This is a genomic window from Cryobacterium sp. TMS1-20-1, assembly GCF_004402355.1.
GTDB lineage: Bacteria > Actinomycetota > Actinomycetes > Actinomycetales > Microbacteriaceae > Cryobacterium > Cryobacterium levicorallinum.
In genome coordinates, this window is record NZ_SOGF01000052.1 from 199,548 (window position 1) to 210,472 (window position 10,925).

Genomic DNA, 10,925 nt, shown 5'->3' on the forward strand with positions numbered 1-10,925 from the left:
GCGCCGACCCGGTCACCGGGTCGCGGCGGGTATTCTCTGCGTTGAGGTCGCGGTCTTGCGCTCGACTTCGTTGGTCGGGGCAATCGCCAGGATGGCCAGGACGCCGGCGATGACCGCGAGGCCGACCCAGCCGAGCGTCGTGAGGCGTTCGCCGACGATGAGCACAGCGAGGATGGCCGCTATTGCCGGTTCTGTGAGCGTGATCGTTGTGGCGGTGCTGGCCGAGACGCGGGTCAGGCCGTAGCCGAACAGAAGGTAGCCGAGGAACATCGGAATGATCGCCATGTACGCGGCAACGCTGAAGGCCTGGGTGGATGCGAGCAGCGGGGCGCCGGTGACAATGAGCACGGGCAGCAGGAGCGTGCCGCCGAGCCCGAACACGAAGCCCATCGATGCTGCGCGGCTGATGCCTCGGTTCATGAGGCGGTGTGCTGCCCAGGAATAGGTGGCATAGGTTGCCCCGGCGAGGAGTCCGAGGGAGATGCCGGCCACGGTCTGACCGGCCGACTCTGCGGCATCCGTCATCTTGGACAGGCACAGCAGCGTGCTGCCGATGATTCCCAGGCCCGCCGCCAGGGCCCACCACCGGCTGAGTCGTTTGTGTTCGAGCAGGAATTCGAGGAGGCCGGAGGCGAGGGGCGCGGAGGCGAGTGACACGACCGATCCGATCGCGACGCCCGCGAAGTGCATGGAACCGTAGAAGGCGAGGGGGTAGATCATGACCGCCACCGCGCCGAGAACGATCAGCCGCAAATTGCCGCGCACGGCGGGCAGGGCGGCCCGAAGCGCGGGGATGGCGATGACGGCCTGCAGAATCCCCCCGATGCCGAGAGCCGCTGAGCCGATCGCGAGCGGCCCAACGCCGGGCGCGAGAGTCGCGGCGGTTCCGGTGGTGCCCCACAGAATGGACGTGACGGTGATCGCGCCGATTCCGGCGAGGCGATGCCGATTCACAGCGCCTCGATCACGGCTGCGGCTTGGCCGGCCCGACGCTGTTCTTTCCAGCCATCCACAACCTCCCCGATCAGGTAAACCAGTCTAGCTACTGGTCTGGAGCTCCGTCTGTTCGCGGGTGCGCAGGTGGCGGTGGTGTGCCGCCCGACGGGGAGGGAATGCCCTTGCCGAACACCGCGAGGATTCCGAGAGCGAATGCAATGTCGGTGGCCGTGGGAATCGGCCAGCGTTTGCGGTATCAACCAGACATGCGCATCCCCGTACGGTCAAGATCAAACGCTCAGCGACCCCTGCCGCCGTCATCGAGGACGAGCATGGGAGAGTGGGCTCACAGCTGAATGTCAGCCGACTTTGGCAGCGCTGCTCGCCCCCGTAGGAGAAGGTTAGGCATGGAACATTTCGATGCGATCGTGGTTGGCGCCGGGGTGGCGGGGCTGGCCGCTGCTCGACTGCTGGCGAACGCCGGCCGCAGCGTCGTGGTGCTCGAGGCCCGCGACCGTGTGGGCGGCCGGGTCTGCACGGATCGCACTGACGGGTTCGTCACCGACCGCGGCGCATCCTGGATCCACGGCATCACCGACAACCCCGTCGCAGCAGCGGCCGCGGCATTTGGGATGCCAACCGTGGAGTTCACGGTCGGCGGATACCAACCGGACAGCCGCCCCATCGCGTACTACGGTCCGAGCGGCGAGCGACTGCCCGATGATGCCGCGCGGGCCTTCACCGACGACATCCGCTCGGTTGATGCCGCGCTCGTCAAGGCGGTCGCTGCGTCAGAAGCGGATGCCTCCTACCGCGACGTGACCGAGACAGCGCTCGCTGGCCAGGGCTGGCACCCGGCTCGGGCCGAACGTGTGCGGGAGTTTTTGCAGCACCGCAGCGAAGAGCAGTACGGGGTTTGGATCGATGATCTTGCCGCCCACGGACTCGACGACGATGTCATAGAGGGTGACGAGGTGGTTTTTCTCGACGGCTATGATCGACTGGCCACGCACCTCGCGACCGGACTCGACATCCGCCTGGAGCACGTCGTCACCCACGTGCGATGGTCCTCAACGGACGTCACGGTCACGACAGACCATGGCGCTTTGACGGCGGACACGGCCGTCGTGACGGTGCCCGTCGGGGTTCTCCAGTCGCCGGACCTCACCATCGAACCGCCGCTCCCAGAACCAAACGTGGGCGCCCTGGGGCGCCTGAGCATGAACGCATTCGAGAAGATTTTCCTGCGGTTTCCGACGAAATTTTGGGACGACGGAGTCTATGCAATCCGGCAACAAGGACCCGAGGGTCGCGCGTGGCACTCCTGGTACGACCTGACGGCCCTGCACGGAACGCCTACCCTGCTGACTTTCGCCGCCGGGCCTGCGGCCCGCGAGATCCGTAACTGGACTGACCTGCAGGTTGTTGACTCGGTTCTGGCGCAGCTGCGGAGGCTGTACGGCGACAAGGTGGAGTTTCCAACCCGGGTTGACATCACCGCGTGGCAGGATGATCCCTTTGCTCGTGGTTCCTACGCGTACATGACGCGCGGCGCTACCACGGCCGACCACGACGACCTCGCGACACCCGTCGGCGGGGTGCTCCACATCGCCGGAGAGGCGACCTGGACGGATGACCCTGCCACGGTCACCGCGGCGCTCTGTTCCGGCCACCGCGCCGCATCGAACGTTCTGAATCGGGAGATCCCAATCGCTGAGTTGTGGGCCAGCCGATGACCGGGGCGCAAAGGTCGCGACGACACGCGACAGATCGCGGCAGACTGATCCGTTCGCTCACCGCAAGATAACGATCGCCAAGAAGAGTCACTATATGGGCCTATTCATGGCCAGGATTCGGGCCTACGGTATTGGCCTGCAGACGTTACCGATTTCTAAGGTCAAGGACCGGCTGAGTGAGTTCGTCGACGCGATGTCACTCACTCACGAGCAGGTGACGATCACGAAAAATTGATCCCCGGTGGCGGTTTTGATCGGAGCCGATGAATGGGATTCGTTGCAGGAGACGCTCTTTTGGCTTTCTCGGCCCGGGACTCTCGCTGCCGTCGCCCAAGCGCGCCAGGAGCTGGTCGACGGTCGCACGATTGGCGAGGACGAGATGCGCGCCGAGTTCAACGTTCCCCCGTCGATCGTCGAAGTGAGCTCGGACGACGAGAAGAGCGACGAGGTCGAATTCGCTGGTTCGGCCCGCCGAGATTTACAAGGAGTACCGCCCCGGATTGTGCCAGCGATAATTGAGTTCGTCTACGGAGACCTCGCCCGATACCCGCGGCGAGTTGGTAACCCTTTGCAACGCGAACTCGAAGGTCTGTGGAGCGCGCGCCGTGGCCCCTATCGCATTATTTACGACATCGTCGAGGAACGGCTGGTGATCATCGTCGTGCAGGTGGATCGCCGCGCCGATGTGTATCGGCCCAGATAGTTGCGGCCTGAACGCAACGAACAATTGCTGCAACTGGCGTGACCGGGGCTTTCAGAGTGTGCCCCAGGCAGATTCGAACTGCCGCCCGTGCCTCCGGAGGGCGAACCACGGACCTTTTCCAGTCGTCCTCCCGACGGCGAATAGCCGATCAAGAGTCGTTTTCACTCACAATAGCGATCATGATTGAGCACTGATTGCGCCACGATTGTGGGCAAGAAGTGGGCACGTGCCGCAAATGACGATGGTCGGACCTCGATCAGAGATTCCGCTCAATACTTCGTCAGGGGTATCCATGTCCTATCAGCAGTTACTGTCGCTGGATGACTGCGGCTGGTCCAGAGCGATCATGACTGATGCGCAGCGCCGGTAGTGTCTGTACTTCCGAATGCATTCCGACCACGATGATCACATGACTCTGATCAATGACCTTCGCACCACGACTCGGTTATCATCAGCCCTAAGCAAGCACTCGACCGACGTGTTCGCCGAGGCTGAGGATCACACTGTCCAGATCACTCGCCGCTGTGGCGCCGAACACCAAACTGAGACGCGCCGCAATGACGGCGAGTTGAGTCCACGGACGTGGTGTACGACGAGCCCGTTGTTGAGCGTGGCGTCGTCAACTGTCAGTGAGTCTTGGAGACGGCGCTCGGCAACGGTCAGCGGGTGTGGTCCGGGCTCTCGCCCCGACCGCACCCGCTGACCGTCTTCTAGGTCAGAAGCCGCTGACGTTGAGCCGTCCGCCGGTGACCGTCTTGCCGCTGAGGGAGGCCGTCGGGACGACCGAGCTCAGGATCGCGCTCTTGATCTGCGCCGCTGTCGCACCGGGGTGCGTGGAGGCGTAGAGGGCGGCCGCGCCCGTGACGTGTGGCGTGGCCATGGAGGTGCCGTTGTAGGACGAGTAGGTGTTGAAGGCGGTCGTCGACCAGACACCGACTCCGGGGGCGCCGAGGTCGACGGTCGTGGCGCCGTACTGGCTGAAGGACGCCAGCGCCCCATTGCGGTTGATGGCGGCGACTGCGATGACGTTGGCGACGTCGTAGTTGGACGGGTAGGACGCCGTCGTGTCGTTGTTCGTGCCGCTGTTGCCGGCGGCCGCGACGAACAGGATGTTCGCGGCGTTGGCGCGCGTGATGGCGTCGAGCAGGGTCTGGGAGAAGGCGCCGCCGCCCCAGCTGTTGTTGGTCGCCACGATGTTCAGGCCGTGGCGGGTCTTGAGGTCGGTGAAGTAGTCGACCGACTTGACCGCGTCGGCCAGGGATCCGCCCTGGCGGCCGAGGAACTTTCCGCTGATCAGGGTCACGTCCCAGTTCATGCCGGCTACGCCTTGCCCGTTGTTGGCCTTGGCGCCGATGGTCCCGGACACGTGCGTGCCGTGGTTGTCGAGCGAGCCTCTGGAGCCACCGTCATAGATGGTGTTGTCGCTGTTGGCGAAGTCCCAGCCGTTGACGTCGTCGACGTAGCCGTTGCCGTCGTTGTCGATGCCGTCCCCCGCGATCTCGTAGGGGTTGGTCCAGACCTGCCCGTTGAGCTCGGGGTGGGTGTACTGGATGCCCTCGTCGATGATGCCGACGTAGACGCTCTTCGACCCCGTGTGGCGGGCGGTCCAGGCCTCGGCGGCCTGGCTGCCGTAGGCGTTGGCGGGGGTCGAGGCGTCGCCGTACATGCCCCAGAGATCCTGGGAGGTATTGGTGCTGGTGAAGATGGGGTCGGTGGCGGTGGCCTGGTGGGTCAGGACGTAGTTCGGCTCGGCGTAGGCGACGGCGGGGTCACTCTTCAGCTGCGCGATCGCCTCGTCCAGGTTCTTGCCCTGCGGCAGACGGACGAGCTCGACCTCGGTGCGGTCGGCGGCCGCGGCAACGATGCGCTCGGCGAACCGTGCCGAGGCGTGCCCGCGAGCACGCTCGCGCTGGTCGGCGGAGGCGCCGGCCACGTAGCCGACGACGAGCTCTCCGGGGACTGCGGCAGCAGCGGTACCGTTGGCTTGAGGGGCGGGAGCAGCCGAAGCGGGCGTGCTAAGGGCCACTCCGGTCATGCCGATCAGGATCGCCGACGAGGCAGCCGCTGCGGTGAAGAGCTTGAGACGCATCTGTTCCGAAAATCTTTTATGCATGAAAAATCCTTTTCCTTGTGGGTAGTGGATTGCCAAGTAGTCACCAATGACTTTGCCCATATTGAGCGTTCAACACAGGTGCAATTGAAAGGTACGACTTGCCGCAGATGATCACACGTCGGCTCATGAGGGGACTGCGCTTCGCGGGCTGCTGTGGTATACCCCAATGTTCAGCTTCGGGGGTCAGTGGCACCGCCCTCTACTTCCTGCCGCGCCTCCTGGGCCTCAACGCGGTCAAACTGATGTCAGCCACCGGGCCCGCGACGAACAACCGCGACCGGACTCGCCTCGGCGACTTCTTCGAAGCACTCGTGGCCCTCAGCCTCCAGACCTATGCGGCGGCGAACGACGCGCAGCTGTCGCCTTTCCGCGACCATGATGGGCGACACGAGATTGACTTCGTCATCCACCGAGGAGACGCAGAAGCTGTCGGTATTGAAGTCAAGCTCAAGTCCGCCATCACCGACCAGGACGTTCGCCACCTGCTGTGGCTGAAGGAGTCACTTCCCGACCAAATTGTCGACCTCGTTGTCATCAACGCTGGCACCCACGCCTATCGCCGACAGGATGGCGTGGCGGTCATCCCGCTCGCGTTGCTCACCGCCTGACCGACGCCCTGCGAATGCCAGGGCTGCCGCAGCGGCTTGCGGCAAAGCGCTCACGAGAGAGCCCTCACGGGGAACCTTGTACGGGACGTCTCTTGGCGGCTTGATGGCTCGGGGCGGCTAGGGTTTGTTCGTGTCGTTAGGTAGAGGGTTCAGGCAGCTTTGGGCGGGCAATGCGGCCGGTAACCTGAGCGACGGCTTGATTTTTGTGGCGATACCGCTGCTGGCAACATCATTGACGACGGATGCCATTCTCATCGCCGGCCTTGCCGCCATATACTCGGCGATGCGGTTGCTTGTGGTGGTTCCGGTCGGGGTCTACGTCGATCGCTACGACCGTCGAACGATCCTGTGGATCACGAATCTCAGCCGAGCGTCGCTGTTGATCATGATGGCGGTCTTGTTCGCAATCGGTTTCGGATCCGTTCCGCTCCTGTATGTCGTCCTTGCGGGCGTCGGAATCCTGGAGACCGCCGCGGACAACGCAGCCCTGTCGATCCTGCCGTCGGTCGTTCCAGCGAACAAACTAGACCAGGCGAACAGCCGCATCTCGGCAGCTCAACTCCTCGCCGATGAATTCGCTGGGCCACCACTGGGCGGCCTCCTGTTCGCCCTCGGGGTGGCGGTTCCGGTCCTGGCCGCTGGCGGCCTCTATGCAGCGGCCGGGTTCTTCTTCCTCGCGCTCCCGCGTCGGGGCGTCGTCAACGCCCTTCCCTCGCCTCGCCGATCCGTGTTTCGTGAAGCCGCGGACGGTGCCAGGTGGCTTCGGGGCCACCGTTTATTGCGCGGCCTGGCTGTAGTTGGCGGACTCGCGAGTGTCGCATACATGATGCCGTTTTCCGTTCTGGTGTTATTTGCTCAGCAGACTCTAGGACTTGGCTCCGCCGGGTACGGCCTGATTCTGGCGGTGTCAGCACTCGGCGGTCTTGTCGGTTCGATCATCACTGCTCCACTGCGTTCACGTGCGGGATACGGATGGACGATCGTGGGCAGTCTCTGCCTCGGCGCGGCATCCATGTTCGCGCTCGCGTTCGTCCGGATTCCATGGGTAGCCGCGGCTCTCCTAACCGCGTACATCCTGCACTCCGTCGTGTGGGGTATCTGCGTGAGCTCGCTTCGGCAGCGCCTTGTCCCCGAGCACTTCCGAGGGCGGGTCAACGCATCGTCAAAGGTCCTCGGTCTTATCGGTCTCACTGTGGGAGCAGCCCTCGGCGGGGTCCTCGCTTCGTCGCTGTCCTTGTCCGTGCCGTTCCTGGCGAGCGGCACCCTTTTCATCTGCTGTGGCGTAATCGTTTGGTGGCTGTTTCGATCTGAACTGCAAGCAAGTTCTGACTCTGACACGGCGCTAGTAACCGCGCGCAACGATTAGCGCTACCCGACTGTGACCCTGTCAAACAGCAACTTTGAACGGCATGCGAGAGAGTTCCTGCCGTCGGGAGGTAATCGCACTCAGCGCGGATGGCGGGTTGATGCTCCGCTACCCCAGAACACTGCGATGCAAGGCCTTCCTATAACGAACTGAGATGTCTGTCATGCTCTTTTTTCATTGTTGACGAAAGACAATTTTGAGAATAAATATCAGGCTGTTGAACCTTCACGGCTTTCGTTTCTGTGGACCGGCCGCTAGATTATGAGCGACCGCAAGTTATTCTGGATTCATAGTGAGAGCGCGTCTGTAAATATTCTCCGAGAGCGAAAGACGGAACGCACATGGCCATCAGCCTCACGGATCTAGAACTCTCGACCCTCGACAGCCTCGTCACCCCTGTCGACCCCCAGGACGACTGGATCGTCACGGACGGGGGTTCGGCTATACGTTGCGACACCGAGGGTATGAGCGACGAGCTTGCAGAAGTACCTGTAGAGCACCGACCGGCACAGACGTTGGAGGTTCTTCGAGCCTTCCAGGCACGCGCGAGGGCCGCCCGATCGAAGTGAACCGGACTCTGCTTCGTGTTCTCAAATCACCAACAGCTGCCTGCTACCAAAATCGGTAAACGATTCCGCTACGAGTTCGCTCGTCAAGTGGCTTGCGTTACAAGTTGTTCGCCGACCGATTCGATCTGGGGAAGTCCACATGATGAGTGATATTGCAAGCTCCGTCTTCGGAGTTATTGGAATGGTTGTTTTCTCTGTCTGGTTTTTACTGACGATCGCATTTCAGAAAAATAATCGGCTCAGCCGGCTAACGACACGGTTTGACCGGTTCACGCTCGTACCAAAATGGTCGTTTTTCACGCCAGATCCCGGTGCGAGCAACTATCACTTTGTCTATCGCAGTCGCGACAAGGAAACGACCTTCAGCCCATGGTTGGAGTTGAATTTATCCCCGAGAGGAATTCTCTATCCACTTTGGAACCCTCGAAAACGCTACCGAGAGGGCATGATCGAATTGTTCCAGCTGCTGGCGCTTTCCAGTATCAACTGCTCTACAGACAGGCTTCAGTTCACCGCGCCATACATAATCTTGCTTGACGTCGCACGCAAACGCCTCGGAGGTTCATTGTCATCGCAGGCCTTATACCAATTCGCTTTGATTGAAACACGCGGTCCAAGCGGAGCATCTGTGCCACTCGTTCGTTTCTATTCGCTGACTCACCCGGTGTCATAAGCCATGTTGACAATCGAGAGCGCCGCACGAATTACCGCCGTCATCGTGGGCATAGGCATTCTTCAAGGTTCTCTGCAATTACTCTTCAGCTTGAAAGAATTCGGATTGAGCGGGCTGTTTGACTGGAATAGTAAACAGATCCTCGCTAGGTCACACGGTGGGTCACGTGGATGGATGGTCGGGCACAGCGGCTCAGTGTGGCTACGTGTCGTTGTGATTGCTCGAATCGTCTGTTCCATAGCCCTCATCACTCCGTTTCAAAGCAACCTGCTCTACGCCGCTTACGTGACGATCATTTTGCTGTCAAGCCTTTTCCTGGCCTATCAAATTCGCTATGGCAAAGATGGCTCCAATCAAATATCGGTCATCATCCTTGCGGGTTTGGCATTCACCTTCCTGATTCCAACGTCGAGTCCTTTTCAAGCCGTGGGTTTGTATTTCATCGCGGCGCAGGCTTTGTTGGCATATTTCGCTGCGGGGATATCGAAGATATCCAACGCACAATGGCGTCAAGGATCAGCGATGCAGAGCATTCTCAACACGGCTACATATGGACATTCCACGGCCGCAGCCGTAATTCGTAGGCGACACTGGCTTGGAGGCTTCGTCGGATGGTCAGTTATCGGCGTGGAAATCATTTTTCCCGTAGCCCTTGTGGCTCCGCCTGGCGTACTGGTCGCGTTTCTTTTCGCCGGGGCCATGCTCCATCTCGGAACCGTCGTACTAATTGGCCTCGACACTTTCTTTTGGGCGTTCACCGCGACATTCCCGGCGATCATCTTCGTGCACGGGGTTCTCCTCGGAGGATAGAAAAGCATTGCAGTATTAAGACCTGCCAACGCTTTTTCGGGGAAAAGATTCTGTTGGGCGAACTTCTTACCCCGTCTTGGTCTTCGATCAAGGCATTCGTGGAAAAGTTGATGCGCGACGCAAATCGTGGTTCCTGTGGTCTCGGTTCCGAGGTCAGCCGGCCGGCTCACAAGGCGACGGCCGGCGCGACAGATCTTGGTCCAAAATGACCGATGGCCGAGCGAGCCGATGCCGTGTCACTTGGGAACCTCATCCGGGGACAAATCGACGACACACCTGTGCTGCACCGGCGGCGAGTCGCGGCCGCTGGGCATCGGTCTCAGCCTTGTGGCGAGTTGGTGACCGGCGTGCTGGAGATCGTTAGTCCCCATATAACATCTCCCGTTGCGGACACGGAGACGGTTGCTTGTCCGTGCGCCTGGTTGAAGTGATTGGCATAGGCCATCGTGTCGTCTGAGGTGCACTGAAATGTGGACGACGTAACGTCGCCGATGTCGACCGTCACCGCTCCGCTCCCCGCGCAGTTGAGGGCGACCCATAGGCCTTCGCCGTGAGCATCGATAGGACCGCCACGTGCCGTGTTGGGTAGGCTCACCCACGTTCCGAGTGTCGTGCCCGTTGCGGCGGGCGGCTTGATTGACTGGGGAACGGGCGTAGACGATGTCGAAGAGTCCACCGAAGAACTTGTTGCTGACGGTGACCTAGGCCCAGGTTCCGGTGGCCCCGTGCAGGCACTCAACACCGGAGCCAGGAGCACGAACACTCCCACGGCCAAAGCAAGTCTTCGTCTATTCATCCGTTCCCCTAAACGTCGGTCCTGCAGTTTTTCTAAAACTAACAGAGCCGAACGCCGCTGCCGACACCTCAGCCGGGCTGATGAAATCTCGCTAGTGAACGGCACGTCCACGCCTCGAGCGACAATCAGGATGTTGCGAATCATGCCCACGCGCGAGAACGTCAACGCCGCCGGGGGCCGGACCCGGTGCGCGAAAGGGGAACCATCTGCGGGACCTGCTACGTCCCGGTGATTGACTCGCTGGTTGTCGTCAGTCGCTCGTCCACATGGAGTCGATAAGGCCGGCATACGACGATTTAGTGGGATCGGAATCGAATTTGGCTCCTGGATATTCCAAGACAATCCAGTCGGATTGATGGCCGTTATCGCCAAGTGTTTCCGCGAATTTCTCCGCGTCGTTCGGCGACGCAAAACGGTAAATCGAAATTTCTTCTGACCGTACCGCCGCTATGCAGGCGTCGTTTGTGGCACAGGCGTCGGCGGTAATGTCGCGTGGATCCGTCATGTGAATATTGGCTTCGATGGGCACCACCTTTGGTGCCAGTGAGCCCCAGTGTTCAGATGCGTGATTCGTATCGTTCAGCCCCACTACCGGCGTGGTTGAGCCCCATCTGA

The 10,925-nt window shown here is 61.3% G+C and carries 10 protein-coding genes and 1 pseudogene; 7 read left to right on the top strand and 4 right to left on the bottom strand.

The genetic code is table 11. The annotated features are described in order from the left end of the window. Positions 1 to 12 precede the first annotated feature (12 nt). On the bottom strand, positions 13 to 954 hold the full coding sequence (locus tag E3O45_RS12220) for a DMT family transporter (protein WP_134443638.1): 942 nt from the start codon (positions 952 to 954) through the stop codon (positions 13 to 15). A 151-nt stretch (positions 955 to 1,105) separates the two neighbouring features. Continuing rightward, a pseudogene (locus E3O45_RS12225) lies at positions 1,106 to 1,180 on the bottom strand (Na+/H+ antiporter NhaA); the annotation flags it as partial. Positions 1,181 to 1,343: 163 nt separating this feature from the next. On the opposite strand from E3O45_RS12225, the gene E3O45_RS12230 reads away from it, so the two are divergent. Next, positions 1,344 to 2,672 (top strand): NAD(P)/FAD-dependent oxidoreductase, encoded by a 1,329-nt coding sequence (locus E3O45_RS12230; protein ID WP_134443639.1) that lies wholly within the window; start codon positions 1,344 to 1,346, stop codon positions 2,670 to 2,672. 241 nt (positions 2,673 to 2,913) lie between these two features. Beyond that, entirely contained in the window at positions 2,914 to 3,375 is a 462-nt protein-coding gene (locus E3O45_RS12235) for a type II toxin-antitoxin system RelE/ParE family toxin (protein ID WP_304988990.1), read from the top strand. 715 nt (positions 3,376 to 4,090) lie between these two features. Here the strand turns inward: E3O45_RS12235 and E3O45_RS12245 are convergent. Further along, complete coding sequence (locus E3O45_RS12245) at positions 4,091 to 5,488, bottom strand: S8 family peptidase (protein ID WP_198418256.1); 1,398 nt, start codon at positions 5,486 to 5,488, stop codon at positions 4,091 to 4,093. A gap of 242 nt (positions 5,489 to 5,730) precedes the next feature. On the opposite strand from E3O45_RS12245, the gene E3O45_RS12250 reads away from it, so the two are divergent. The 5 genes from E3O45_RS12250 (at position 5,731) to E3O45_RS12270 (ending at position 9,514) form a co-directional block, all read left to right on the top strand. Then, positions 5,731 to 6,096 carry a DUF4143 domain-containing protein gene (locus E3O45_RS12250; RefSeq protein WP_166789489.1) on the top strand — a complete coding sequence of 122 codons (366 nt, stop codon included), beginning with the start codon at positions 5,731 to 5,733 and terminating at the stop codon, positions 6,094 to 6,096. Between the two features lie 130 nt (positions 6,097 to 6,226). Continuing rightward, positions 6,227 to 7,462 carry an MFS transporter gene (locus tag E3O45_RS12255; protein ID WP_134443641.1) on the top strand — a complete coding sequence of 412 codons (1,236 nt, stop codon included), beginning with the start codon at positions 6,227 to 6,229 and terminating at the stop codon, positions 7,460 to 7,462. A gap of 341 nt (positions 7,463 to 7,803) precedes the next feature. Next, on the top strand, positions 7,804 to 8,031 hold the full coding sequence (locus E3O45_RS12260; protein WP_092448775.1) for a hypothetical protein: 228 nt from the start codon (positions 7,804 to 7,806) through the stop codon (positions 8,029 to 8,031). A gap of 139 nt (positions 8,032 to 8,170) precedes the next feature. Further along, positions 8,171 to 8,704 carry a hypothetical protein gene (locus E3O45_RS12265; RefSeq protein ID WP_134443642.1) on the top strand — a complete coding sequence of 178 codons (534 nt, stop codon included), beginning with the start codon at positions 8,171 to 8,173 and terminating at the stop codon, positions 8,702 to 8,704. A 3-nt stretch (positions 8,705 to 8,707) separates the two neighbouring features. Next, the gene (locus E3O45_RS12270) at positions 8,708 to 9,514 is read left to right on the top strand and encodes a hypothetical protein (RefSeq protein ID WP_134443643.1); all 807 of its coding nucleotides are present in this window, start codon (positions 8,708 to 8,710) and stop codon (positions 9,512 to 9,514) included. Positions 9,515 to 10,560: 1,046 nt separating this feature from the next. Here the strand turns inward: E3O45_RS12270 and E3O45_RS17555 are convergent. Continuing rightward, positions 10,561 to 10,925 (bottom strand): hypothetical protein (locus E3O45_RS17555; protein ID WP_166789490.1); only part of this gene is annotated, 365 nt, incomplete at its 5' end.

What these genes read in the sequence shown, in the direction of transcription:
- E3O45_RS12230 (WP_134443639.1), top strand. Translation starts at nt 1,344, where the DNA reads ATGGAACATTTCGATGCGATCGTGGTTGGCGCCGGGGTGGCGGGGCTG.
- E3O45_RS12245 (WP_198418256.1), bottom strand. Translation starts at nt 5,488, where the DNA reads ATGCATAAAAGATTTTCGGAACAGATGCGTCTCAAGCTCTTCACCGCA.
- E3O45_RS12250 (WP_166789489.1), top strand. Translation starts at nt 5,731, where the DNA reads ATGTCAGCCACCGGGCCCGCGACGAACAACCGCGACCGGACTCGCCTC.
- E3O45_RS12260 (WP_092448775.1), top strand. Translation starts at nt 7,804, where the DNA reads ATGGCCATCAGCCTCACGGATCTAGAACTCTCGACCCTCGACAGCCTC.
- E3O45_RS12265 (WP_134443642.1), top strand. Translation starts at nt 8,171, where the DNA reads ATGATGAGTGATATTGCAAGCTCCGTCTTCGGAGTTATTGGAATGGTT.
- E3O45_RS12270 (WP_134443643.1), top strand. Translation starts at nt 8,708, where the DNA reads ATGTTGACAATCGAGAGCGCCGCACGAATTACCGCCGTCATCGTGGGC.